Below are 25,417 nucleotides of genomic sequence, written 5' to 3'. Positions count from 1 at the left end.
GAGGCGACTAACTCAAGATATTTATTTATAACTAATAAGGGACTTCCAGAAAATAAATTATCCCAAATTATTTGTACATTTTTCGGGTAGCACAGCTGTGCGCCCTTACTATGGAATATTTTTTTCCTTGGAAGTCCCTAATACTTGTTCGTGTTTGGATATAGCCTTTCCCCACAACCGTGAGTTAGACCTGTAGGGGCACGGCAGTGCCCATAGGTGTCAACTTAAACTCAAATGCTTGTCCTACATACGCTTTACCCCCCTTAATCCCCCGATGGATTGGGGGGAAAAAGAAATCCAGTTCCCTCCTCTTTACAAGGAAATCCAGTTCCCTCCCCTTTACAAGGGGAGGGTTAGGGTGGGGTAACGCGGTGAGTAAATGAACTCAATATCCTTTCTGGACAAGGGTTTCGAGTTAAGTTGACACCACTGGGCACTGCCGTGCCCCTACACCTTGCGATATGATGTTCTACTGCATCTGAATGGGAACCGCTATACTTTCAGAAAAACAATAAAGACATCAAGTTGTGAAATAACACAAATTCATAAAATCTCGGCAACAACTAAATCGGCTGTAGGGGCGTACAGCTGTACGCCCCTACTTAGTGACTGGTTTATCAATAAATTTAAAATAGTGTAAGCCTTCCATAATACCATTCGCATAGAAAGCCTTAGCTAAATATCGATACTCAGTTTGATTATTTCTATGCCACTCAATTAATTCAGAACGAGCATTTCCTACAATAATACCGCGTTCTTCTCCCACGCTAAATAGAGCAATATCATTACCAGAATCTCCACAAACAACTGTTCTCTCAGGAAAAAATCCCAATTTTTCCTGTATATACTTTACTGCTAGACCTTTATCTGCATAAAGCGGTAAAATGTCTAGGTCTTGGCTGCCACTGTATATTATATTGAACTTGAGATTCTGGCTTTCTAATAATAACTTCAGCTGAGGTAAAACTTCTTTTGCTGCGGCTTCTTCGATGATATAACTAACCTTAAACGGACGCTGTTCAGATTCTTGCTGAAGAGTCAGTTCATTATCAAAATTTGCAGCTATATCTACAATTAATTCACGGTTCCAACCAACCGACAACTTTGTAGACCATTCTAGGTCAGGAGTTTGACTATCCTTGTCTAAATATACTTCAGTGCCTACAGAACTTATCAGCGCATCGGGTTCTAAAAGCGATTTTTCTGAAGTTAATTGCTGATACAGTGTAATCGATCGCCCTGTTGCATAAACTATCTTTGTTCCGTGTTCTTGTCTATGCCTTTCTAGGTCATGATTTAGTTCCTTTAGCGCTTTGTCGTCGCCGACTAGCGTGTGATCTAAATCAGTTACAAAAAGAAACGGTTTCATAAAAGAACACAGCACAAACTACAAGGAATACTAGTCGGACATGATTAATTACACAGCGCCATTGCAAATATAGCAAACCTAAATATACTAATCAGAAGGGTTTAGATTGCTTCACTTCATTTTATGACGTTCGCAATGACTGTAACTTTGTCCAGCCACTTAACAATTAAACCATAAAAAATCTAAAAAATGTCCTGCCACCTCTATTTTGTGTCAGTGGTTATTTGTCAAGAAGTAATTATGCTTAATTCAATGATTTGAAACAAAACGCACCATAAATTTATAGATTCTATTGCAAATCATACGAATTCTAACTCCTGACTCCTGTTTTATTCATCACTCAAAGTTTCAATCAACAAATCCACCTGCTGCTGTCGCTGCTGCAAAAAACTTTCGCACTGACGCAAATACTCAACAGCCTTGCCAAATTGGTCAAAAACCTCTTCCAATTCCAATTCACCCGCCTCAATGCGAGCGATAATTCCCTCTATTTCAATAACCTTCGCTTCATAATTCCAACCTTCCATCGAATCAGAACTAGAAGCACTCTTGCGTTTAGCCATTCAACTCTTGGTGTCCTTGGCGTCTTGGCGGTTCGTTTATTTCCACAATCTTCACTTTACACCTCAGCCTGCCCCAATTCAATCATCGCCATTATCTTCCCCGTCTTCAAAATCCACTACGATACAATCAATTTAACCACCTCTAACGCTTGCTTTTCGTGGTCAACACCCAATACGGTTCGGTTAAGCTCTAAGCGGTATTAAGAATAGAAAAAGTGAGTGTTTTTAATTTAGCGCATTGCCCTCTATGTATCGGTTTATTGGAAGGGAATTTGGCTCTAGTTTTTTTGACTACTGGGATAGCTGTTTCTAACGCTTTGAAAACCGTACCTGGTTCAATCGCAGGCGAGATCAGTGAGAATTCTTTGAATTGCATTCAATGTCAGTACAATTGGGTGATAACCGTCAGTTTATAGGGTTTTTGGCTTAACTGAACCGTATTAGATCCACACCTTGGACATTGCATAGCGATCGCTTGAATTCATACTTCAATTATGCAACGCCATTTTTTTTGTAATGGCAAGCCGTTAAGTTCGTTTAGCCAAATCGGCAACTATTGCACGCAGTTGAACCAGATCGCAGGGTTTAGCTATGTGCATTTGAAACCCAGCCTCCATCGCCCGTTGTTGTTCTGCTTTACTGGCATAGCCCGTCAGCGCGATCGCCGGAATTTGTCCTCCGGCTGCCGCACTGAGCGATCGCACCTGTTGAATCAGGAAGTAGCCATCTTCTTCAGGCAAGCCGAGATCAGAAATCAGCACATCATAGCGGTTAGGGCTTTCGCTGAGAGCAGAGAGGGCTGCTCTGGCAGTCGTTACGGCCAGCACCTCTGCCCCATAAGTTTCTAGCATCAACTGCAAGGGTAAAAGCACATCGACCTGATCATCAACCACCAGGATCTGCAAGCCTTCTAGAGAGGGGAGATTTTGGGAAGCGTCCAAAGATGTTTCTACCGTCGGTTCGACAATCGGCGGTGAGGTTGGGGGCGGGACGTATAACGGCAACCGCACAGTCAGTGTGGCACCTTGTCCTTCGCCCGGACTTTCTGCCAGCACAGTGCCACCATGCAGCTCGATGAGATGCCGCACGATGGCCAAGCCCAGTCCTAGCCCTTGATTGCTTTTGATTGTACTGGAATCGCCCTGATAGAACCGCTCGAAAATATGTGGCAATAAATCTGCTGGAATACCAATTCCTGTGTCACTGATTTGAATTTGCGCCTGGTTGTCAACCTGCGACAGCGTGATGTCTACTCGTCCACCCGCAGGCGTAAACTTGATCGCATTCGAGAGCAGGTTCCCCAGCACTTGCTGCAATCGTTCGGCATCCCCCAGCACGGCGATCGAACTCAACGATGACACTAACTGAATATTTTTTGCCACCGCCGATAAGTTAACGCTATCGAGAGCAGCTTGAACCAATAAGCTCAAGTCGATCGGGTGGCTATTCAATTGCAACTTGCCACTCGCGATCCGAGAGGTATCCAGAATATCTTCAATTAGGTAATTGAGTAGCCTACCGTTCTGCTCAACGGCTGCTAAGGCGCGATCAACTGTTGCCTCGTCGCAGTTGCGGCTGCGGAGCAGTTGCACCCATCCCAGCAGCGAGGAGAGAGGATTTCGCAGTTCATGGGACAGATTTGAGAGAAATTCATCTTTGGCACGACTGGCCGCTTCAGCTTGCTGGCGTGCCGTGCGCTCGGTAACATCTGAGATCGCTAGCAAAATCATCTCTGTGTTGTCTTCTCGGTGCAGTTTGCACGCATTGAGCAGCATGTTTTTATGCCCAATCTGCTCGAAATCATGATTGACCTCAAAATCCTGCACCGCAAGCTCACCCGCCAGAATACCGTTCAACATCGATCGCAGTTCGGGAATATCCCACTGCCCATTGCCTAATTCAAACAGCAACCTATGGATGGTTTCAGCTTCAGAAACGTGAAATGTCTCGTAAAACGCTCGATTTGCGGCATTCACCCGGAAATCAGCGTCCAGCACAACTAGCGGGATTTGCACCGTCTCAATGATGGTTTCTGCATAGTTGCGAGCGCTCTCTAGGCTGGCGGTGTAGCGTTTGAGGGCATCAATATCCTGTAGCACCATTGTCACACCGTCAATTTGGTTTTCAGTGGTGCGATAGGGGCGAATGCGGATGCTATACCAGTATCCGGCTTCTGTTTGGATCTCTTGTTCTTTTGTATTCAGGGTCTCCAACACCTCCAAAATCATCGGTTCTAGCTGGGAAACGTCAAGATTGCCATGCAGGTCAGTCAAGGGTCGTCCGATATCGGTGGGGATGAAATTGAACAGTCGCTGGGCGGTTGGTGTAAAGCGGCGAATCCTTAAGTCATTCGTCAGCATCACAATCGGGATATTAATGCTGGCGATAAAGTTGTTGAGATCGCTATTGTCTCGATTTTGTTGCAGATTCCGACTCCGCAGTTCTTCATTGGTCGTCGAGAGTTCTTCATTGGTGGCTTGAACTTCTTCCTTCGCCGTTTGCAGTTCTTCATTCGTGCTTTGCAGTTCCTCATTGCTCGATAGGATCTCTTCATTCGCTATGCGTAAGTTTTGGTTGAGTTGGTTTTGCTCCTGTATCACCGCTTGCAGATGCGCTTGGGCCGAGAGTTCGCGTTGGGTGGCAGCAGATAGGGCCTGACGAAGCGTTACAAGCTCACGCGCTAAGTCTGCCGGCTCCAAGTTTTCTACTGTTGCGGGACTGGTGAACGTGTTAGAGGCAGGGGCAGAAGGCGAGATGGGATTAAAAAGCACCAAAAAATAGAGTGTGTTCGTCAGGGCTGGGCGAAATGGCAGCACCTCCAGATTCAGCCGTGCTCGTTCGCCCTGTTCCATTTGAATGTCTTCCTGCCGCACCAGCACGTTCTCTGTCTGAGCCTGATACAGGGCGGTGCGAAGGGGTGTTACCAGCCCTTCACGTGCCATAGACAGCAGGTTTAGCTCCGTGGTGCTAGCAGGGCTGTTTCATTCCCCAAAGAGCTTTAAAAATCAAGGGTTCTAGCAATTAAAAATTAGTTATTTTGTTACCAGCGTGCCCAGAAAATGAACTATTTTACTGATATTTCAATGTTTAAATGTTCATCTCATCGTCACCCTTACTTACAATTTTCTCGCTAACCATCTTGACAAATCCTGTTTGAAATGGAATGAAACAGCCCTGGTGGTGCTAGGGGTCAACTTCAGGTAAAGATCGAGGTCTCCGCGCATCTGTAATATCTGCATCTGTTCATCGACCACGACCGATAGCGGCATATAGCGATTGGCGATCAGTTGGTCAACTTCTCTGGCTAAATCAAATGGAATGGAACGGTTTTCTGGGATGGGCTGCGGATTATGGAGACTGGGGACGCGCCCAGAAGTGGCTGTAAACGCAAATAAGCGATTAGATAAGCTCAATTTTCGGGCATAGATTTTGCAGGCTTCATCCACGGGCGCAAACAAATTTGAGGCAGCTTTGACGCTTTCTGCCGTACCCAACACCAGGCAGCCCGTTAAGTTGAGACTGTAATGAAACAAGGCCATGATGCGCTCTTGCAGGCGATCGGATAAATAAATCAGCAGGTTGCGACAGCTAATCAGATCGAGATTCGAGAACGGGGGGTCATCGCATAAGTTATGATGGGCAAACACACAAAATTCGCGAATGGTACTGCTAATTTGATACCCTCCCTCTGCCTGGGGGACAAAGAACCGACTTTTACGCTCCGGTGAAACGCCTTCCATCTGGCTTTCTAGGTAGAAGCCTGTTCGGGCTTTGCTAATGGCTGTTTCGCTAATGTCGGTGGCAAAAATCTGAATCGGCGGGACGGTGGCGCGATCGCTGAAAAACTCTAACAAGCAGATGGCGAGTGAGTAGACTTCTTCCCCAGTTGAACAGCCAGCCACCCAAATCCGCAGCGGCAGATCGCTGGCTTTATTTTGGCTGATCGTGGGGAAAATCTGGGTCTTCAATTTCTCAAAGACGTGGGGATCGCGAAAGAAACTGGTCACATGGATGAGAATTTCTTCGTACAAAGCTTGAATTTCGTCCCCGTGCGTTTGCAAATATTGCGCGTATGCTGCCAGACTGTCCAGCTTATGTAGCAGTATCCGCCTCTGGATGCGGCGCTCCAGCGATGCCGGTTTGTATTGGGTAAAGTCAACGCCAGTTGTCGTGCGGAGGAGGGAAAAAATTCGGCTCAGGGGATCACCCGGTTCCGGGGGTAACTCCTGGATGATCGGCAACGGCTCTGATTGCCCCAAAAAGGGGTTGCGACTGAGATTGCTCAGTTCTCTAGCAATGGCTTGCGGCGGCAACACAAAATCCACATTGCCAGTTGCAACCGCCGTATTAGGCATACTGTTAAATCGCGCCGTGGCATCACATTGGGCAAAGGTGACACCCCCAGCAATCTTGACGGCTTTCACCCCCTCAGCACCGTCTCCATCCATCCCCGACAGCACAACGGCGATCGCTTTGTTGCCGCGATCGGTCGCTAACGACTCAAGAAAGATGTCGGCGGGCAAATATTTGCCCTTACTTTTCTGCCGGGGCGCGAGCCGCAGAATGCCATCGACCAGGGTCATTTGGGCATTGGGCGGAATCACATAGACCGCGTTTGGCTCAACCCGCATCTGGTCTTGCACCTGAAGCACAGGCATGGTAGTCACTCTGCCCAAAATTTCCGACAGCAGGCTTTCATGATCGGGAGACAAATGCTGAATTAGCACAAACGCCATGCCTGTATCCGTTGGCAAATGGCGGATCAGTTCCGTAAACGCCTCTATCCCGCCAGCAGAAGCGGCAATTCCCACCACTGGAAAAGGAGCATCGGTTTGGGATGGGTGATTTGGCTCCGAGTCTGGGTTGACGGGGAGTGAGTCGGATGGATCGTTGGGGACGGGTGACTCAGCAGACATAAATTGTATCGGGATTCAATGCTCTTTTGAACAACACTGAACTAAGCAGTAGTTGAGCGATCGTTTGAGCAGGATCAACAGCAGACTGTCTCAGTTCAACCAAGAAACTGATACTGTTGCCAGATTCCAGGAGGAAAAGCACCACGTCACTTCAATGATATGACGTAAGTACACTTAGGTGACAACCCTCAGTCTACCTGTTTTTGAGCTTAACTGAACCGTATTGGGTCAACACCTCTCCACAACATTGGACTCCCTCATACATTCCGCCTTTAAGTTTGGCTAATGCTGACTTCTAAACTTTATAATGCCAAGTTCAAGATTATTCGTTTTTTGCGTAAAGCCTGAAACTTGAGGTGAATAGTATTGTATAACAATATTTACTATGGATAAACAGGGGACAACACTAAAAGTCTCCTATACAATTTACTTCTATCAAAAACTGCTCTGGGCAAAAGCCAGGGCAGTTTTATATTGGAGAGTAGAAGCGAGATTCTGAATTCTGCGGTAATTATTTCAATTTTATAACTTTTACTGTAATCTCTCCCTGTCCCAACTGAATCGATAAATCTTGTCCCACTTCTAACTGGGCCGCAGCACGAGCGATCGCCCCATTTTCCTGTCTCACCACCGCATAACCACGCTGCAACACAGCTTTTGGGTCAAGAGTTGCCAACTTTTGCCGCAACAATTCCAAATGCTGCTTTGCTTGTTGCGATCGCCCCATCGTCACTTGTATCAACTGCCGACGCTTCCAAACTAGCTTGTCCGTTTCCTGCTGGACTTGCCGATCTAACCGCAAACGTCGCAAACGATTTCGCAATGCTTGCAGTTTATTCTCAGCATTTTCCCCAAAGTCATGCACCGCCTCATGCAAAGCTAAAACTCGCTGCTGATGCTCAGCATACAACTCTGAAATTGCCGGTACAACTCTTTCTGCCGCCGCCGTTGGTGTATGCACACATATATCTGCAACTAAATCTGCCAAAGATTCATCTCGTTGATGACCAATACCAGTAATTACAGGAATCGAGCAACTAGCAACAGCTCGCACCACTCGTTCATCATTAAAGCAGGCCAATTCCTCAACCGCACCCCCACCACGCGATAAAATTAGCACTTCGGCGCGTCCATCGCGGTCAACTCGCTCAATTGCTTTGACGATAGATTCTGGTGCTTGCTCACCTTGTACTGTGGCTGGAGAAAATAAAACGTGTAAACCTGGATACCTTTGCTTGAGAGTTTTTTGAATATCACCCCAAGCCGCCGCAGTTGGTGAAGTGACCACAGCGATGGTTTGGGGGTGGATGGGGAGCGATCGCTTTCTTTGTGGATCGAATAACCCCTCAGCCAGCAAGCGATTTTTTAGTTGTTGATAGCGTAGCGCCTGTAAACCAACACCAGCAGGTAAAGTCTGCCAAACTGATAACTGATACTCTCCCCGTTGCGGATACACGCGAATACTGCCCAAAATAATTATCTGCTCACCAGGAACGGGAATCTGGGCGAGTTTTGGCAATTGGCTATTCCATACCACACACTTAATTCCTGCGGTGCCATCTGTATCTTGCAATGTGAAAAATAACCCACTGCGATGGTGGTTAGCGCTGGAAACTTCTCCAGTTACCCAAACTTGCCGCAATTGTTCATCTTGCTCTAACAGCAAGCGGATATAGTCAGTTAAACCAGATACCGAAAGCGCTGTATCGAGAATGAGAGAGTCGGGGAGGTCGAAAGTCATCAAAGATGCCTGGGAGAATAAATTAATTACGAATTACGAATTACGAATTATTCGGTCAAATTTGATCTGGATTAATCCCTTGCGCCTTGAGTAATTCTGCTAATCTTGCCGCCCGTTGTTCGGCTTGGTTGGCGCGTTGTTCAGCTTGGTTGGCGCGTTGTTCGGCTTGGCTGGCGCGTTGTTCCAACTCCAGAGAAGTCAGGAGTCGTTCACCTGTCTGAGCATCTTCCATGATGACTCGCCCATCCTGAAGTCCAATCAACAGTCCAACTGTTTCACACAAAATGCGTCCTTCCTCATCTGGAGTTAGTGGCAAGTATTGTCCATCAACTAAACGATAACCAAGAACTTCCTCAATCACCTGCTCGCGTTGTCTGCGTCGATCTATAATTAAATACTCCTGCACACCAGCTTCGGCGTAGTGCTTGACTTTTGTTTGTCGGTCTTCCTTGCGATAACGGGGAGAAACTACTTCAATAATCAACGAAGGACGCACACCTTCTTCAGACACAACAAACTCAGTACGGTTCTGTTGTTTATTTTGGATTCCAAAAACGACAAAAGTATCTGGACAATGATTTTTCAGATTGAGAATCCCCCATTTGATAATCAAATCGCGGAAGACTCCTGTGGTTGAATCATTGGCATAACGACGAGTCAGCATATCTTTGACATCACCTGCTGCATCGTCATGAAAGGTACTGTTAGGCAAGTGATATCCTTCTTGTGGATGGAGAAACTCTTCTGAAGTTAGGGGGATTTGGACGTAATCAATACTACCATCCGGTTGGGTGACAATTTCAGTTCGCCAGCCCCGTTCAGCTAATTCATTTGATAAATTCTGGGATGTCGTGGCTGTCATTGCTAAGACTAACCTTTGCTTTTTACATACTGTCAGCCTAGCATACTCAATTTGACAATCTATGTAACCAATTGCTAAAAGAGATTAAAATAATTCGTAATTGATAATACTCGTATGGGTGTGAGAAGCAAGTTACGTAATTTGTATTTTACCTGTTGGGGATTTAGAGGATGTTTGAAAAGTGTTCTTGTCGGTATCAAAAGTTTTAGATCCCTCTAAATCTCCCGATAAATTGGGAGACTTTGATTCTGATTCACCCCTTTATAAGGGTGGTTAGGGGGGATCTAAAAGTGCCTAAAGTCACAGCGAAATACTTTTCAAACAACCTCTTAGACCCCAACTAATTCAAGGCCACCAAATAGGAGATTTTGCTGTGGTACTCAAACCCAATAATTACGAATTACGAATTAGTAATTAGTTGAATGCGATCGCTATTAGATTTTGTAAATAACATTAAAGCAGTAGATAATTACATTGCTTGCTTTAATCTTTTAAAGACTGGAGTAATAAGCTAGGACGTGCAGCTTTTACAGAAAGATAAACATCGGGATAGCGAACAAATATATAGTGTTCATACTCGTACCAATGCATCTCACTCTTTTCTTGGTTGCAAACCTGGCAAATAACCCATAAATTCTTGAATTCTATTGATAACCAGGGATATTGCGATCGGGGTAGTTTGTGATCTATCGTCTTACCACCTTTATCAGAGTAGTGATACCCACAAATTGGACAGTACCAGCTTGAATTTGCTTTGACCCAATCTTTACTTTCTTGGGTTGTTCCACATTCATAATCACCATTAACATAGCGCCAGTAATCGAATTTCCTGTAGTTTTCAAAATCTTGATGAGTTAGTTTGTGATATCGCTTATTACCAATTTTATTTGCAAGCTCAAATAATTCTCTAAGTTCTTTATCTTTGAAATTTACCATAATTTTGCAAAAATTTAATTTTTTATACTTTATTCCAATATCTATTGCTAGTCTTTTTCCTAAAATCAATAAACTCTATTTCTGTATCTGGAAACTGCTTATCGATTTCTTCTGCAATATCATTTACTTCTCTAGATAAATTTTGATTAAAACTTTGTATTTCTTCACTGGTGAGATATTTATTTCCAATTCGGTCGGCTTCTAAAAATAATTCTTCAACTGTTAAGTCATCCAGAGAATATTTATTTAAAAAATCTTCGATTTTGTGATAAAGATTAATAACATTAGTCCAGCCAATATTTTTGTAACAATTTTCTTTTAGCCAAGCTTGATCATCTTGATGAAGCTGAGTTCGATTCTTAGAGTTAGCACGTTGAACATCACGATAACTCATCCTTTGAAAAATTCTTTTTTTGTAAGTCATAAATCCAGTTACTTAGCCTAGTGTCGATTTGAACATAATAATTAAAGCTTGACGAATTTCACTATCTTCATACTGAAGAAGCTTTTTGGTATTCATAGCTAATTTGAGCCTGATTTCATCTATTAAATTTTTTAATGCTTTATTATCTTTTTTGAGTTGCTCATTTGCTTGCATTAGCTCGTTATTTTGAATAGTTATATTTTTAATTTTCGTTTCTAACACTTTGTTTGTGTCAGATAATTTTTCAATTTCACCTTCATATTTTTGATTTTCTTGTTTTTGATATTTATTCAGTTGTTCAATTTTGACAGCATATTCCTGATTATTTTTCTCGATCTCATTGCTTTTCTTTGTTACCAAACCTTTCTGAGCAGCTTGGAGACGTTGACGCTTAATTAGCTCAGAACCAGCAAAAGCCGAAATAGCTCTGCGAATGGTAATCTCATCAGGATTGGTACTAAAGTCAATTACTTCCAATGCACGCATAGCATCTGCTTTTGTCCAACCCTCACTTTCAAGTAGCTTAATACTTTGTGACTTATTCACGTTTACTTGATATGATTTTTGTAAATTATATTACCAGCATATCAATGGATTATCTTGATGCCAACAGCCTCGATTTAACGATAATGGTAACTTTACTAAACTTATCAATTCAATGTCGGAGACTATCGCGGCTTTTGTTGTGGGCAACGGGATTCGACGAACAATTGCGCCATGATAGTAACTAGCCTTTTGTCTCTAGGACAAAGCATTCTAAGCTATGTACAGTCAATAAAGTCAGCTGTTTAAATAATTTTTGTTTGAAATCCCACATTCTGCACCCCAAGGAAGCCATCTCTGAATGCAAGTTGGTATCATTGTGCAGGATTTCCCTAATCAGGTGGCGATCGAGTTACGATCTTGTCACAGTTGATTTTTAATTTGAGAAGTCCGATTCCAGGATTTTCTGGTTAAAATAGTATATCTGTTCTACTCATACTCCAAACCCACATTCCTGAAAATCCATATACTTAGAGGCTCTAATGGCTATCAATACCGATACTTCTGGCAAGCAAAAAGCGTTAAATATAGTACTCAACCAGATTGAGCGCAGCTTCGGTAAAGGAGCAATCATGCGCCTGGGGGATGCTACCCGGATGCGGGTGGAGACAATTTCCAGTGGTGCGCTGACCTTGGATTTGGCATTGGGAGGCGGTTTACCCAAGGGACGGGTAATTGAGATTTATGGGCCGGAAAGTTCCGGTAAAACTACGGTAGCATTACATGCGATCGCAGAAGTCCAAAAAGAAGGTGGCATCGCTGCCTTTGTTGATGCTGAACATGCCCTTGACCCCACCTACGCTGCGGCATTGGGTGTAGATATTAACAATTTGCTGGTTTCCCAACCTGATACAGGAGAAGCCGCTTTGGAAATTGTCGATCAGCTGGTTCGTTCTGCTGCGGTTGATATTGTAGTTATTGACTCGGTGGCCGCATTAGTTCCCCGCGCTGAAATTGAAGGCGATATGGGTGATGCTCACGTTGGTCTCCAGGCAAGGTTGATGAGCCAAGCTTTACGTAAAATTACTGGTAACATTGGTAAATCTGGTTGCACGGTTATTTTCATTAACCAGTTGCGGCAAAAAATCGGTGTTACCTACGGAAGTCCAGAAACCACAACCGGTGGTAATGCATTGAAGTTTTATGCTTCCGTGCGCTTGGATATTCGCCGGATTCAAACCTTGAAAAAAGGTACAGATGAATTTGGTAACCGCGTCAAAGTCAAAGTTGCCAAAAATAAAGTAGCGCCGCCTTTTAGAATAGCGGAATTTGACATTATTTTTGGTAAAGGTGTTTCTACTTTGGGTTGCATTGTGGATTTGGCAGAAGAAACTGGCATCATTATCCGCAAAGGAGCTTGGTACAGCTACAACGGTGATAATATCTCCCAAGGACGAGACAATGCCATTAAGTATCTAGAAGAAAAGCCAGAATTTGCCGAACAAGTTAAGCAACTGGTGCGGGAAAAGCTAGATAAAGGCGCTGTTGTTTCTGCTAACTCTGTATCAAAGTCCAATGAAGAAGAAGAAGAAGAAGAAATCGAATTAGAAGAAGAATAATCAGGAATTATTAATGGTATGGTGCGTTATAAAAACAGCTAACGCACCTTTTCCAGAATAGTGATGCGTTACGCCTGCTGTTTGATTTTAAATTTTTTAGCTGGGATTCTACGGTTTTTGTCTGCTAAAAAAACGGTCTAAAATTTCTGATTTCTGTTCGGAACTGAAGTTGTCATACCAATTGTCAAATTTTTCAACTAGTCCCGAATTTCTCAAAATCTCTAAATTATCATTTGCTTGGTCAATTAGAGGTTTTTGTCTGTCACCAGGATAAGTAGATATTTCTGCTTTGGTATCACTCTTGCGATTCATCAGCTGCATCAGTAACTCTATTGCTACAGTTGGCAAAACGCGGCACTTATGCTCGACAAAAAAGTTAAAAGTCAGACTACCTAAACGAATGCGATCGCCATCTTTGAGTTTGATCGGCTGAAGTGCCCGTTGTTCATTGACAAAGGAACCATTCGTACTGTTAAAATCAATCAAGTAAAAGCCTTGGTCGTCAATATGTTGAATCGCAGCATGGCGACGAGACATATAACTATCAGCAATGCAAATCCCACTGCTGCGATTACGACCTATTGTCCAGATCCGCTGTGGTTGTCGTAAACTTTGGGTCTGATTGTCGCACAAATTAGTCATCAAATAAATGGCAGCAGTATCCACTACCCCATGTACATAAGATGTCTTCGCCCTCTTCAACGATGGTTGATATAGGTTTTCTAGCTGAAGAATCTCATCTAGCAGGCCGCTGTGGTGTTCATACAACTTGAGGAATACCTGATATAAAGTTAATCTCCGTTCTATTTCCGTTTGTGCAAAGTCAGCCATCATACTATAAACCTTCTACTACCTGATTTCGGTTGTGAATATTCTGCTTCAGCCTACAATCAGGGATAATTGCTTTTTAAGTTTCCGCTGCCATCTGAGAAGTTGACTGGCTTAGGAGGGTTAAATTTGACAACTTTTAGTTACTAAATTCCCTGTTGTTTATAACCATACAAATTATGGTAATCTTTATAAGAAATTATGTGATACTTTATTTCTTATTGTAAATAATCCTTTGTTATTTGTAACAGATATAAATCATGAAGATTTGATGAAGATTGCTAAAATGTCTCCGTATTTTTGCTGTGTAATACTATTAAAATAATTCCTGTTATAAATACGTTAAAAAATATCGTTTACAGCTAGAACCGAGAAATTTTTTGACGCAGTTCTGGTACTAATAAAGGAATAGCGTTGAGTTAAAGATTGTTTGTAAAAATTTGATGTAACCACAAGGACAAGGGGGTGTGGAGACAAGGTATCCCCTTGTCTATTTCTTCAATTGGAAGTCCTTAACTTCTGTATGAACCCGAATTATCAAATCACAATAAGCCTCGTTTACCATTGGGGCGCACAGTCATCCAATTTGTTTTTGCTAGTGCTAACTGTTCATCAGAAATTTTAGCATTTGTGAGATTAGCACCACACAAATTAGCTCCTCGGAGGTTAGCATTGCTGAGATAAGCATGGCTGAGATCTGCGCCTCGGAGGTCTGCCCCTTCTAAATCAGAATGATTAAAGTATGCTTTGCTCAAATTAGCGTCTTTGAGATTTGCTCGAGTGAGACTGGCTCTGCCAAAGTCACTATTATGGAGATTAGCTCCTTGAAGATTGGTTTTTTGTAATTGAGCGGAATGGAAATTTGTTCCCGATAAGTCAGCACCTTGCAAGTTCAGTAAACTTAAATTGTGTAGGGCAAAATCCCGTCTCCCTTTCATATAGGCTGTTAGTAAACTTTGGGTATCTAACTTGCGCTCAATTTTAGAATTTGGAATTTGGGAACCATTACCGTTGCTGTTAACCAAAGTCGTTGATTTACCCATTCCAGAAGCTTCGCCAGCTTTGGCTCGTCTAGCGCGAATTGCTGCTGCTACCTGTGCTACTCCTGCACTAGTAACAGCAACAGAAGGATTGCTACATAAAACAGCAGAATCTTCTATGTTGTTGTGTGTTCGCGCTTTAACTCCAGCATCAGGAGATTTAACCAATAAACCCTGTGCTAAGCTGTCTAAGTATGGTTCTATTTGTAAGGCTCTGAGAACGTCTGCCGCTGACTGATAGCGATTACGTACTGATACCTCTAACATTTTCCGCAATACATTGCTCAAGTGGTCACTCACTTGCACAAGCTGCTCCCACATCATCTCACCAGTTGTGGGATTGTAATCTAAATCTTTAGGAGTTTTACTAGTTAGCAAATAAATACATGTCACCCCTAGTGCGTAGATATCACTAGCGTAGACTGGACGCATGGCCATTTGTTCTGGAGGTGCAAAACCAGGAGTACCGATGGCATATGCAGTTAATGCCGTCTGTCCCGATGGACTCGCTGCACCTTGGGTGACTTGATTTTTGACGGCACCAAAGTCAATGAGTACCATTCTGGCATCTTGAGTACGGCGAATTAAGTTAGCTGGTTTGATATCTCGGTGAATTACCTTTTGTTCGTGGATGTATTGCAGCAATGGCAAAGTCTCACTCAAGAATTGCTTGACTCCAGTTTCACTTAACACACCGTTGAGTTTGACTTCCTCCTGCAAGGTATCACCGCTGATGTATTCTTGAACTAAGTAGAATTGTTCATGTTCTTCAAAATAATCGAGTAATCGTGGTACTTGGGGATGATTGCCAATCTTACCTAGAGTTTTGGCTTCTCGCTCAAAGAGTTCTCTGGCCATCTGTAAAACATGTGGTGCGTTTCCAGAAGGACGTAGTTGCTTGATTACGCAACTTGGTTCTCCTGGTAAGGCTTGATCGTTGGCTAAGAAGGTTGCTCCAAAGCCACCTTGGCCTAATGGCTTGACTACCTGATAGCGATCGCGCAACAGTAGTCGTGAGCCACAAGACTGACACCTTTGGCTATTTACCAAATTTTCTGGACTGCGACAGGTAGGATTTAAGCAGTAGCTCATGCGCTGTCAACTCGCTGCGCGAATAATCATAGTGAATTTTATACTCTCTCTCAATTATTTAGATTTCAATCAACTCTTGCCAGGTAATTTTTGCTGGAAATCCTTTGAAGAGTTTCTAAAGTTTAAATGAGATTACTTACAGCGATCGCTAAAACAAAATGATTTATTATACTTACATTATTCAATAATACTTGAATAACTTTATACTAATTTATAATTCAATACCCTTGGGTTAGAGCTAAAAACCTTAAATCGCGTAGGCTGGGGAGCCACTGCGCCCTTGCGGTTTCCCGACTTGTACTCCTTCTCTACGAGACGCTAGGCGAACCCAGAACCCCCAGGGTAGCAAGTGGCGTTTGAGGAACGCTGTATTGGAGCCAATTTAGAATCGACTCCATTAGTCCTGAAGAAACTATTAGCTGGCTTTCATGTTCACACCAATCAGCTGTTCGAGAAGTGCTAAAACATCACTGCGGCTGAGTTTTTCTTTACCATTGGCAAGGGCGTCAAGGGTGCCGTGCGCCAAGGTCAAGGGAATTTGGCAAAAGTCTAAGGCGGGACTGTTAGGAAGGTTTTTGGTGTAAGCTTCTGCCAAGGCTAGATTTCGCCGCGCATACTCTTGCATATTTGCTGCATTCCAACCTTCTGGGAAGAAGTCTACTCCACGTCCGAGATCTTCAGTGTGGTTACGCAGGATATTAACTGCTTGTAAAGCCCGACCAAATCCAATGGCCTGGGTACGATTGGTTTGTGTTCCATCGTACCAAGTCCATAAGTCTGAAAGTAACAATCCCACGGCACCTGCAACCCCAAAGGTATAACGATCCAAATCAGATTCTGTGTCAATTTTCCAATTTATTTCTGCCCAGTAAGCCATTCGGTCTGCCATTGCAGCAGTGGCATCCCAAATTCGAGGTGCAATGCTCTCAGGTGCTAGCAGTGACCATTCTCGAATTCTGAGAGTAACTTCTTCTAGGGAATTCTCATACCCACAAAATCCTGCAAAGAAAGCGTCTACGGCGAAGCCATCAACTCCTGCTTGTAATGTCAGACTGATTGTGCGTAGAAGTTTTGCCTTAGTCAGGTTATCTAGTTCTTGATGATCTTCAATTTCATCAATAGCACGCATACACAAATATGCTGATGCTACTGCTTCTTGCAATCCTGCCGGTAAAAGACTAATTGGAATATAAAAAGTTCGGCTAGTTTCTTTGAGGATTTGCAAAGCATCTCTACGTAAATTCATGTTTTCACTCCCCGCTTGATTTTTACACCACATGAAGTTTGCAGTTTTTTGATGATACTGGATATAGTTTTGACTAAACTTTAAAAACTATAGACTATAAGATACGCTAGTATTTCATCTAAAAATTAATAGTTTTTGGTGTTGCAATTAACAAAACTCTCAAATTTATCAAAGTCTAGTCTAGTATATAGGTTTTTGGTTGCAAAAAAGGTGTCAGGTGTACTTGTATATAGCTATCATGAAGTTTTTAGCGTAAATATAAACAATCATGCTAAGGGCTAAAAGATAAGTGAGAATCGTGACTAAAGTATCTTGTCTTTGTACAGCTTTGATACCTCAACTTAATCGTTTATTTTTCTCAATTACATATACAGTAGGTCAGCATAAAAAAAAACGAGTAGCATGTTATGGCATAAGGCATAGCATTATCTTTGTCATTGATTAATTAATTTTACTTATATTTATTTACAATCAAGTTACAAAAAAAACTGTATTAAACAATACAGTTAAGTTAGCAAAAATAACTAATGGAGGCTTCCGCCTAAGAGCGCCAAGGGTATTTAATTGAAAAAGTCATTAGACTCAAAAGTGTTGCGATCGCACTCTATTTTTTTGAATAACTGTATTCTTTAATCATAAATGATGCAGGTAAAAAAAGCTGGTAGCTGGAAATGAATTATAAAATCACCTTATAAAATGAGCAGCATAACATCAACCAAAATCAGCTACAAAGACTTTAGTTTACTCAATGTTTGATTGTTTAGCGATCGCTGACGTAAAAGTTTTTTAATACCAAAAATTACCGTATATTTACTAGATTATAATAAAAAAGTGGGCAATTACCCCACTCAATAAAACATTTGTGAATATCTAATGTAACTTTTTACTTATCTTCCACTGGTGCCAACCCATTAATCGCTGGGCCATTGATTACCCTTCCTTTCGTATCAAACCGCGAACCGTGACAGGGACAATCCCAGGTCTTTTCTGAGGAATTCCAGGCAACGATACAATTGAGGTGAGTACAGATCGCCGAATATTCCTGTAGTGTGCCGTTTTCGTCTCGGTAAGCTGCGATTTTTGTCAAACCACGGCGCACCACTGCACCTTTGCCCGGAGCGAGTTTTTCCACAGAATCAACATCTCCTGGTGTCACCCAATTTAAGTACTGGGTAGCAACATTGAGATTCTCTGAGATAAATTCACCTACTCCACCAATTTTCACACGCGACGGGTCATAAAGCTCTGCCCAGCTACTTTTTCGCCCCAAAATCAAATCAGTTATGAGTATACCTGCGATCGTGCCGTGGGTCATGCCTATGCCTGTATCACCGGTGACGATGTAGACGTTTTCCTCATCAAAGGGGTTTTTGCCAATGTAGGCAATACCATCATCAGAATTCATTACCTGACCTGACCACTGAAATAAAACCTCTTGTGCCATCGGGAAACGTTCTCGCGTCCATGTCTGGAGTCTGGCATACCGAGTGCTGGCATCGTCAGCTTGTCCGGTTTTGTGGTCTTCACCGCCAACAATTAATACATCATACTGGTCATCAAGCTTCTGTAATCTTACGTAATGGTAAGGATCGAGGGTGTCCCAATAAAGCGCTTTGTAAACAGAACCCCCAGGCACTTTAACACCGATGACAAAAGTCATGTATGGGGCTTGCTTAAAGTGCATCGTAGCCAAATTACTGATGGGTGAGTTGGTTGCTACTACTACAGCATCGGCTGTGACAAGTTTACCGCCGCTCGTTTCAACGTAGGCGGGTAAACCACCTTTGATTTTTTCTACGTGCGTCTCCGTAAAAATTTTACCACCACGGCGTTGAATGGCTTCTGCAAGTCCAGCGAGATACTTCAACGGGTCGAATTGCCCTTGTTGAGGAAAGCGTAGACACACTCCTGTATCAAAATCAGTCAATGGCGCTTTCTTCACCATTTCTACGTTAGTGAGTCCGACGCGGTGTGCAGCTTCTAACTCGTGTTGGATTTCATCCAGTGATTTCGCGTCTGGGGGAAACAGATAGCCATCAAGTCGCTCAAAATCGCAGTTAATATTTTCTTGGGTAGCGATCGCCTCTATAGTATTAATTGCTGTTGTATGACTTTGGGCAATAAGTTTTGCGCCTTCTTTACCGTGTATTTGCTCAAGTTCGTAGTAACGTTCAGTTAGCACATTTGACAGGTGTGCTGTTGTCCGTGCGGTTTGACCGCCACCAATCAGTCCATCATCCAGCACAACTACAGACTTACCTTGGCGGGTTAAAATATAGGCAGTTGACATCCCCGCTATCCCAGCACCCACAACGCACACATCTGCATTAATATTTTCGGTAAGTGCCAGTTGTTCTGGAACTCTTGCCGTTGTCATCCAAATAGAAGTAGTTTTACCAGAGTTGTTTTGCATATTTTTGTAGAGTCTCAAGCCTAACTTAATCTGCTGGAAATAGCTTTATTAAGCTCAGGGGAATGAAAAATCAAAAGTCACAAAAAAGAAAAAATATCAAGATATTTTTACCGTGATTTTTGTAACTATATATCTTTAACCCTTGTAAAACATCACTTAAGGTTTCGATTCCAGCGTCTTATTGTGTAAGCTTAGACTATTATTTGTAAATGTTGTATCTCCACGATGATAGACATTAAAATATACTTTATTGAAGATGAAATCGAGAGAAATATATATTTGATAAAAAATTAAATTATGCTGTAATTATAGCGTTTTACCACAAGCGTGAGGTACACCTGTAAGGGCATGGCAGTGCCGTGCCCCTACACCTTGCGATATGATGTTGTACTGCATCTGAATGGCGTCATATATAGCGATTTTCATTTGAATGAGGTACACCTGTAAGGGCACGGCAGTGCCGTGCCCCTACACCTTGCGATATGATGTTGTACTGCATCTGAATGGCGCCATATAGGACTCAAGAGTGATGGTGAAGATCGTTCAGATCAAAGTAGGAGAACAAACCAACGAATCAGATTTGAAAAATCGCGCTCACTGACTATTTTTACTAGTATTGGCGATTTTTTTGATGGTGCTATGCTCTAGTTAGTGCCTTGAAAATTTGGTTACTCTAAGAGAATGTTTGAAATGTATTGGGCTACACAAGCAAAGTCCATCTTCCTGGACTAAGTAAAAAGCAAGGTTTTTAACCCACGTTCGCGTAGCGTTCCCCTCAGGAGAAGGGTCGGTTGGTCAAAACTGTGGGATGTAGACAAGCTAAACATTAGTGTAAATTCCACCCAGAGAGCGGCTATGGACACTTACACCGTCTGGAGTGATTGTAGAATTTGTGGTGTTGGGGACTTCCAAGGAAAAAAATATTCCATCCCTGCGGGACGCACTCGCGTTCGTAGGGTAGCACAGCTGTGCTACCCGAAAAATGTACAAACAATTTGGGATAATTTATTTTCTGGAAGTCCCTTGATGAAAAACAGCGCTGCCAAGATGATGCCAAGTGAAATGCCCTGGAATTAGAAAATCTTCACAAAGGTCAATTTTTGAACCACCATTATTGCTTACTCTAAATTGTCCAATAAAAAATATGCATAGGGGTAGATGAAAAACAACTAAAGGGGTAGCATAAAATACAATGGACATAAATGATTAACCCGTAGGAAATACGGTAATTTATTACGCTAGATAGATGCGGTTAGAGAACACTCAATGTTAAAGGTTAACCGCTTGCAACTGCAAGATATACTTAAAATTCCTGCAAATTCATTTGTGGCAAAAATCGCAAGTGCGATCCCCCTTTTGGTTGGTAATTTAGTACTAATTGGCTGGTGGCTTGAAATTGATCTTCTTAAGCGCGGTTTTCCTGGTAGTCCCGCCACAATGAAATTCAACACAGCGCTGTGCTTTGTGCTGTCTGGGATGTCGCTGTGGCTGTTTTTAAGAGGAGGGGAAAACAGGGGCAGAGGGGCAGGGGGCAGAGGGGCAGGGGGAAAGAACAATTCAAAATTACCGCTACTCCTGGACTCTTCTATTTTCCAGGGTTTGTGCGATCGCGGTGACCACAATTGCTGGACTCACAATCTGTGAATATCTGTTCGGCTGGAATTTTGGTATTGATGAGTTGGTAATTCGTGACTCACCAAGCAGTTTGGCAACATCCCATCCGGGGCGAATGGGGGTGAACACAGCACTCAATTTTATGTTGGTGAGTGTAGCCTTACAGTTTCTGATTCATCAAAGAAATCACCGCAGTTATTGGTATGCCCAAATTCTGGCTTTGATAGCTACTTTGATTTCCTTTCAAGCGCTTATGGGCTATGCCTACAAAGTCAAAGTTCTTTATGGACTTGCTCCTTATACAACATCAATGGCGTTACACACAGCGGTGTTGTTCAACTTACTAGGTATAGGCATTTTGTGGGCGCGGGCAGAACAGGGGTTAATGAGAGTAGTTACAAGTGATAACTATGGCGGCTTACTTGCACGTCGTTTATTGGTTGCCGCGATCGCAGTACCTTTTATATTAGGGTGGGTAATTGTTGAAGGTCAACGGGCAGGACAATACGATCCAGCTTTTGCAGTATCAGTGTTTGCCATTATCTTGATTGTAATTTTTACGGTTTTGATTTGGCAAAGTGCGAGGGTTATTGAACACCTCAGTCATCAGCGTGATATTTCTGATGACCTACACCTACGCGCCCAAGAAGCACTCAGAGCCTACGAAGATAAACTGGCAAGTTTCGTAGATGCTAACGTTATCGGCATTGCCTTTGCTGATGTGTACGGCGGTATCCACAAGGTAAATGACGAATATCTCAGGATAATTGGTTACACGCGGGAAGAAGTGTTAGCAGGTGCCTTAAGCTGGAGAGAGATTACTGTTCCAGAGCATCGACACTTAGACCAACAAGGTATCGCCGAAGCCAAGGGAAATCCCAAAGGTGCTTGTACACCTTACCAGAAAGAATACATTCGCAAAGATGGTAGCCGAATTCCGATTTTAATTGGTTACGTGCTGTTGGGAGAAAAACGCGAAGAGTCAGTAGCGTTTATCCTAGATTTAAGCGAACGCAAGCAAGCAGAAGCAGAGCAACAAAAATTAGTATCGCTGGTAGAAAATAGCTCTGACTTTATCGGCATCGCTACCCTTGAGGGACAATTACTTTATATAAATGATGCAGGTCAAAAGTTAGTAGGGCTTGCAAGCCTTGAAGAGGTGAAGCAAAAGGCAGTATTAGATTATGTCATGCCCGAAGACAAAGATTATTTTCAACAGCATATACTGCCGACTGTGCGATCGCAAGGGCGGTGGCAGGGAGAATTCCGCTTTCGACATCTGCAAACAGGTGAATTGATACCAGTTGATTACAACATCTTCACCGTTACAGAGAACAACACAGGACAACCAATTGCTCTGGCCACTGTGACTCGCAACATCAGCGAGCAAAAACAGGCTAAGGAACAAATCCTACAACTAAACAAGGATCTACAGCGCCGCATCACTGAATTACAAACTTTGCTGGAGGTAATTCCCATTGGCATTGGCATTGCCGAAGATCCAGAATGCAAAAATATTAAGGTCAACCCTGCTTTTGCTAAGCAGTTAGGAATATCTTTAGAGACAAATGCTTCCCTGAGCGCTCCCTTGGATGAAAAAGTGACAAGCTTTAAAATTTGCCGCCAGGGAAGGGAACTCTCACCAGAAGAACTTCCCATGCAGTACTCTGCTGCTCATGGTGTCGAAGTGTTGGATGTAGACCTAGAAATATTACATGAAAGCGGAAAAATAGTCAACCTTTTGGAGTACGTTGCACCTTTGTTTGACGAGGAAGGGAAGACCAGAGGGTGCGTTGGTGCATTTTTGGATATTACAGAACGCAAGCAGGCAGAAGAAGTACTCCGCAATCAGCAAAAATGGCTGGAAGATGTGTTAAATCTCATGCCAAGACCGCTGTTGTTTATCGAACCAGGAACGGCACGGGTAACTTTTGCCAATCGCTCTGCTGACGAATTAGCTGGGGGCGAATTTCCTAAAGGTATACCAGCAGCAGAATATCACACAGTTTACCACTATACGGATGCGGCAGGAAATCGCCTTCCCAATGAGCAAATGCCAGGAGTACGGGTGGCTCTTGGCGAACGTCTGAATGGGTTGGAAGTAGACTGGCATACTAGTTCTGGTGTGCGCTCTCTACTGATATTTGCTGATACCTTGCCAGCAATGCACGGCCATCCAGCTATCTGTATTTTGGTGTTTCAAGATATTAGCAATCTCAAGCAGGTAGAAAAAGCGCTTTCCGTTGGTTACCAAAGGCTAAAGCTACTTTTTGAGACAGCTAACGATCTGCTATCGAGCCAGCAACCAGTGGTATTAATCGATAGTGTCTTCCGAAAACTCTCGGAGCAAATTGGTTTAGATGTTTACTTTAACTATATGGTTGAGGATAACTCTCAGGTAATGCGGTTGCAGTCTTACGGTGGCATTTCCCCAGAACTGGCGAAGGAAATTGAGTGCTTGGCATTTGGTCAAGCGGTTTGCGGTACTGTCGCCCAGGAGGGTCATCCAAGATCTGTAGAGAATGTGCAGCAATCAACTGACCCGAAAACACAATTGATTCGTTCTTTAGGAATTAGTGCTTATTATTGTTACCCGTTAATGGCACAGGGACGGCTGTTGGGTACTCTTTCCTTTGGCAGCAAGACTCGGCTAAGCTTCACCGAGAATCAAAAGGGGATGATGCAAGCTGTGTGCGACCAAATTGCGATCGCAATGGAACGAGCTAGTTTAATTGCATCTTTACAGCAGCAAACTGAGGAACTGCAACAAGCTAACCGCATGAAAGACGAGTTTCTCGGCATATTATCCCACGAATTGCGATCGCCCCTCAATGCTATCCTTGGCTGGGCACAACTATTGCAACGCAGCAAGCTCAACGAAACCCAAATCGCTAAAGGGATGGAGACAATTGAGCGCAACGCTAAGGCGCAAACTCAGCTAGTTGAAGACCTACTGGATATATCGCGGATGATTCGAGGCAAATTACGCCTGAATGTCCATACTTGTAATTTAGTGCCGATGATTGAGTCGAGTCTAGAGACTGTTAGGCTAGCTGCCCAATGTAAAGAAATCGATTTGAGATTTTCCCTCGTTCCTTCGCCAGAAACCGAAAATTCCGAATATCGAGAAATAGAATTCCCAACCAATCAACATTCAAAACACAGCCTCCTTGGCAAAGATTCAATCTTCCTAGTTTCCGGTGATTTCGAGCGGTTGCAGCAGATCATCTGGAATCTACTATCCAATGCCATCAAGTTTACACCGACTGGAGGACGGGTAGAGGTGCAATTGTCAGTAGTTGATGGTCAAGAAAAACAACAAATAACCGACAAATATGCCCAAATTCAAGTAATTGACACAGGTATTGGCATGAGTGCTGATTTTCTGCCTTATGCATTTGAGCGTTTTCGTCAAGCTGATAGTTCTAGTACCAGAACCTATGGGGGATTAGGACTAGGATTAGCGATCGTCCGTCATTTAGTAGAATTACATGGCGGTGTCGTCTATGCAGATAGTCCGGGTGAAGGACAAGGCGCAACATTTACAGTCAAGCTACCACTTCTGAAGAGTCCGCTCCTCTGCCCCTCTGCCCCTGTGCCCATCTGCCCCTGTGCCCATCTGCCCCCCTCCCTTGTTGGTGTGCGGGTACTGGTTGTCGATGACCAAATTGATAGCCGTGAATTTATCACCACAGTACTCCAACAGTACCAAGCCGAAGTTCAAGCAGTAGAATCAGTTCAAGAAGCATTGCAAGTAATTTCACAATGGAAACCTGATGTATTAGTTAGCGACATTGGTATGCCCCAAGAAGATGGTTACTCTTTGATTCGGAAAGTGCGATCGCAATCTCCAGAATTAGGAGGAAATATTCCCGCAGCAGCACTGACAGCTTATGCTAGGGCGGAGGATCGGATGCGGGCGATACAAGAAGGTTATCAGATGCATTTGCCGAAACCTGTTGAGCCGGCTGAGTTAGCAACAGTAGTGGCCAGTCTGGTTGGGCGGACTTGAAAAATCAGAATTCAGAATTCAGAATTCAGAATTCAGGAGTTAGGAGTTAGGAGTCATACAGTTTCACTTTAAGGTTGATACAAATACCTTGGTAGGGGCGCACAGCTGTGCGCCTAGTTGCGATCAGGAAATCTAATCTAAGCTGCTCTATATTTAACTTGGAGAATTAGGGCGGGCAAGATGCTGACCCGACAAGAGTTTGATTGAATTTAAATATGTAAGAGTAATCATTCTGTAAATACACACAAGACTTAAGCGA

The 25,417-nt window shown here is 43.2% G+C and carries 18 protein-coding genes; 5 read left to right on the top strand and 13 right to left on the bottom strand.

Annotation, left to right across the window (positions count from 1 at the left end; translation table 11 throughout):
- Positions 1 to 598 precede the first annotated feature (598 nt).
- From IQ276_RS35625 to IQ276_RS35585, 9 genes are all read right to left on the bottom strand, one after another.
- On the bottom strand, positions 599 to 1,369 hold the full coding sequence (locus IQ276_RS35625) for a sucrose-phosphate phosphatase (protein ID WP_190879048.1): 771 nt from the start codon (positions 1,367 to 1,369) through the stop codon (positions 599 to 601).
- Between the two features lie 329 nt (positions 1,370 to 1,698).
- Positions 1,699 to 1,932 carry an exodeoxyribonuclease VII small subunit gene (xseB, locus tag IQ276_RS35620; RefSeq protein ID WP_190879050.1) on the bottom strand — a complete coding sequence of 78 codons (234 nt, stop codon included), beginning with the start codon at positions 1,930 to 1,932 and terminating at the stop codon, positions 1,699 to 1,701.
- 527 nt (positions 1,933 to 2,459) lie between these two features.
- Entirely contained in the window at positions 2,460 to 4,874 is a 2,415-nt protein-coding gene (locus IQ276_RS35615) for an ATP-binding protein (RefSeq protein WP_193920789.1), read from the bottom strand.
- A 174-nt stretch (positions 4,875 to 5,048) separates the two neighbouring features.
- Complete coding sequence (locus tag IQ276_RS35610) at positions 5,049 to 6,848, bottom strand: CheR family methyltransferase (RefSeq protein WP_193920787.1); 1,800 nt, start codon at positions 6,846 to 6,848, stop codon at positions 5,049 to 5,051.
- Between the two features lie 511 nt (positions 6,849 to 7,359).
- Positions 7,360 to 8,589, bottom strand: coding sequence for an exodeoxyribonuclease VII large subunit (gene xseA / locus IQ276_RS35605; protein WP_235116274.1), 1,230 nt, complete (start codon positions 8,587 to 8,589; stop codon positions 7,360 to 7,362).
- A 55-nt stretch (positions 8,590 to 8,644) separates the two neighbouring features.
- A complete protein-coding gene (locus tag IQ276_RS35600) occupies positions 8,645 to 9,451 on the bottom strand; it encodes a Uma2 family endonuclease (protein ID WP_190879058.1) in 807 nt (268 codons plus the stop codon).
- A 483-nt stretch (positions 9,452 to 9,934) separates the two neighbouring features.
- A complete protein-coding gene (locus IQ276_RS35595) occupies positions 9,935 to 10,387 on the bottom strand; it encodes an HNH endonuclease (protein WP_193924277.1) in 453 nt (150 codons plus the stop codon).
- A gap of 22 nt (positions 10,388 to 10,409) precedes the next feature.
- Positions 10,410 to 10,781, bottom strand: coding sequence for a hypothetical protein (locus IQ276_RS35590; RefSeq protein WP_190879088.1), 372 nt, complete (start codon positions 10,779 to 10,781; stop codon positions 10,410 to 10,412).
- Between the two features lie 42 nt (positions 10,782 to 10,823).
- Positions 10,824 to 11,357: a hypothetical protein gene (locus IQ276_RS35585; protein WP_190879063.1), complete on the bottom strand. Its 534-nt coding sequence runs from the start codon at positions 11,355 to 11,357 to the stop codon at positions 10,824 to 10,826.
- 11 nt (positions 11,358 to 11,368) lie between these two features.
- Here IQ276_RS35585 and IQ276_RS35580 point away from each other — a divergent pair, with 11 nt between their 5' ends.
- Positions 11,369 to 11,542 (top strand): hypothetical protein, encoded by a 174-nt coding sequence (locus IQ276_RS35580; protein WP_235116273.1) that lies wholly within the window; start codon positions 11,369 to 11,371, stop codon positions 11,540 to 11,542.
- A gap of 294 nt (positions 11,543 to 11,836) precedes the next feature.
- Positions 11,837 to 12,913: a recombinase RecA gene (gene recA / locus IQ276_RS35575; RefSeq protein WP_190879065.1), complete on the top strand. Its 1,077-nt coding sequence runs from the start codon at positions 11,837 to 11,839 to the stop codon at positions 12,911 to 12,913.
- A 108-nt stretch (positions 12,914 to 13,021) separates the two neighbouring features.
- Here the strand turns inward: recA and IQ276_RS35570 are convergent, their stop codons facing one another.
- The 4 genes from IQ276_RS35570 to IQ276_RS35555 all read right to left on the bottom strand — a co-directional run bounded on the left by IQ276_RS35570 (position 13,022) and on the right by IQ276_RS35555 (position 19,532).
- The gene (locus IQ276_RS35570) at positions 13,022 to 13,744 is read right to left on the bottom strand and encodes an FHA domain-containing protein (protein ID WP_193919438.1); all 723 of its coding nucleotides are present in this window, start codon (positions 13,742 to 13,744) and stop codon (positions 13,022 to 13,024) included.
- A 539-nt stretch (positions 13,745 to 14,283) separates the two neighbouring features.
- On the bottom strand, positions 14,284 to 15,873 hold the full coding sequence (locus IQ276_RS35565) for a serine/threonine-protein kinase (RefSeq protein WP_235116272.1): 1,590 nt from the start codon (positions 15,871 to 15,873) through the stop codon (positions 14,284 to 14,286).
- A 415-nt stretch (positions 15,874 to 16,288) separates the two neighbouring features.
- Positions 16,289 to 17,119: a squalene/phytoene synthase family protein gene (locus tag IQ276_RS35560; RefSeq protein ID WP_193919424.1), complete on the bottom strand. Its 831-nt coding sequence runs from the start codon at positions 17,117 to 17,119 to the stop codon at positions 16,289 to 16,291.
- Positions 17,120 to 18,002: 883 nt separating this feature from the next.
- Entirely contained in the window at positions 18,003 to 19,532 is a 1,530-nt protein-coding gene (locus tag IQ276_RS35555; protein ID WP_193919433.1) for an FAD-dependent oxidoreductase, read from the bottom strand.
- A gap of 855 nt (positions 19,533 to 20,387) precedes the next feature.
- Between IQ276_RS35555 and IQ276_RS35550 the strand changes: the two genes are divergently transcribed.
- From IQ276_RS35550 to IQ276_RS35540, 3 genes are all read left to right on the top strand, one after another.
- On the top strand, positions 20,388 to 20,609 hold the full coding sequence (locus IQ276_RS35550; protein WP_190879073.1) for a hypothetical protein: 222 nt from the start codon (positions 20,388 to 20,390) through the stop codon (positions 20,607 to 20,609).
- 189 nt (positions 20,610 to 20,798) lie between these two features.
- Positions 20,799 to 21,176, top strand: coding sequence for a hypothetical protein (locus IQ276_RS35545; RefSeq protein ID WP_235116271.1), 378 nt, complete (start codon positions 20,799 to 20,801; stop codon positions 21,174 to 21,176).
- The gene (locus IQ276_RS35540) at positions 21,145 to 25,158 is read left to right on the top strand and encodes a PAS domain S-box protein (RefSeq protein WP_235116270.1); all 4,014 of its coding nucleotides are present in this window, start codon (positions 21,145 to 21,147) and stop codon (positions 25,156 to 25,158) included. Before IQ276_RS35545 ends, IQ276_RS35540 begins: the two co-directional genes overlap by 32 nt.
- Positions 25,159 to 25,417: the final 259 nt, after the last annotated feature.

This window comes from Desmonostoc muscorum LEGE 12446 (genome assembly GCF_015207005.2).
GTDB lineage: Bacteria > Cyanobacteriota > Cyanobacteriia > Cyanobacteriales > Nostocaceae > Nostoc > Nostoc muscorum.
This window is presented reverse-complemented; position numbering and strand designations above follow the sequence as displayed.

What these genes read in the sequence shown, in the direction of transcription:
- IQ276_RS35625 (WP_190879048.1), bottom strand. Translation starts at nt 1,369, where the DNA reads ATGAAACCGTTTCTTTTTGTAACTGATTTAGATCACACGCTAGTCGGC.
- xseB (WP_190879050.1), bottom strand. Translation starts at nt 1,932, where the DNA reads ATGGCTAAACGCAAGAGTGCTTCTAGTTCTGATTCGATGGAAGGTTGG.
- IQ276_RS35615 (WP_193920789.1), bottom strand. Translation starts at nt 4,874, where the DNA reads ATGGCACGTGAAGGGCTGGTAACACCCCTTCGCACCGCCCTGTATCAG.
- IQ276_RS35610 (WP_193920787.1), bottom strand. Translation starts at nt 6,848, where the DNA reads ATGTCTGCTGAGTCACCCGTCCCCAACGATCCATCCGACTCACTCCCC.
- xseA (WP_235116274.1), bottom strand. Translation starts at nt 8,589, where the DNA reads ATGACTTTCGACCTCCCCGACTCTCTCATTCTCGATACAGCGCTTTCG.
- IQ276_RS35600 (WP_190879058.1), bottom strand. Translation starts at nt 9,451, where the DNA reads ATGACAGCCACGACATCCCAGAATTTATCAAATGAATTAGCTGAACGG.
- IQ276_RS35595 (WP_193924277.1), bottom strand. Translation starts at nt 10,387, where the DNA reads ATGGTAAATTTCAAAGATAAAGAACTTAGAGAATTATTTGAGCTTGCA.
- IQ276_RS35590 (WP_190879088.1), bottom strand. Translation starts at nt 10,781, where the DNA reads ATGAGTTATCGTGATGTTCAACGTGCTAACTCTAAGAATCGAACTCAG.
- IQ276_RS35580 (WP_235116273.1), top strand. Translation starts at nt 11,369, where the DNA reads ATGATTTTTGTAAATTATATTACCAGCATATCAATGGATTATCTTGAT.
- recA (WP_190879065.1), top strand. Translation starts at nt 11,837, where the DNA reads ATGGCTATCAATACCGATACTTCTGGCAAGCAAAAAGCGTTAAATATA.
- IQ276_RS35570 (WP_193919438.1), bottom strand. Translation starts at nt 13,744, where the DNA reads ATGGCTGACTTTGCACAAACGGAAATAGAACGGAGATTAACTTTATAT.
- IQ276_RS35565 (WP_235116272.1), bottom strand. Translation starts at nt 15,873, where the DNA reads ATGAGCTACTGCTTAAATCCTACCTGTCGCAGTCCAGAAAATTTGGTA.
- IQ276_RS35560 (WP_193919424.1), bottom strand. Translation starts at nt 17,119, where the DNA reads ATGAATTTACGTAGAGATGCTTTGCAAATCCTCAAAGAAACTAGCCGA.
- IQ276_RS35555 (WP_193919433.1), bottom strand. Translation starts at nt 19,532, where the DNA reads ATGCAAAACAACTCTGGTAAAACTACTTCTATTTGGATGACAACGGCA.
- IQ276_RS35550 (WP_190879073.1), top strand. Translation starts at nt 20,388, where the DNA reads ATGGACACTTACACCGTCTGGAGTGATTGTAGAATTTGTGGTGTTGGG.
- IQ276_RS35545 (WP_235116271.1), top strand. Translation starts at nt 20,799, where the DNA reads ATGTTAAAGGTTAACCGCTTGCAACTGCAAGATATACTTAAAATTCCT.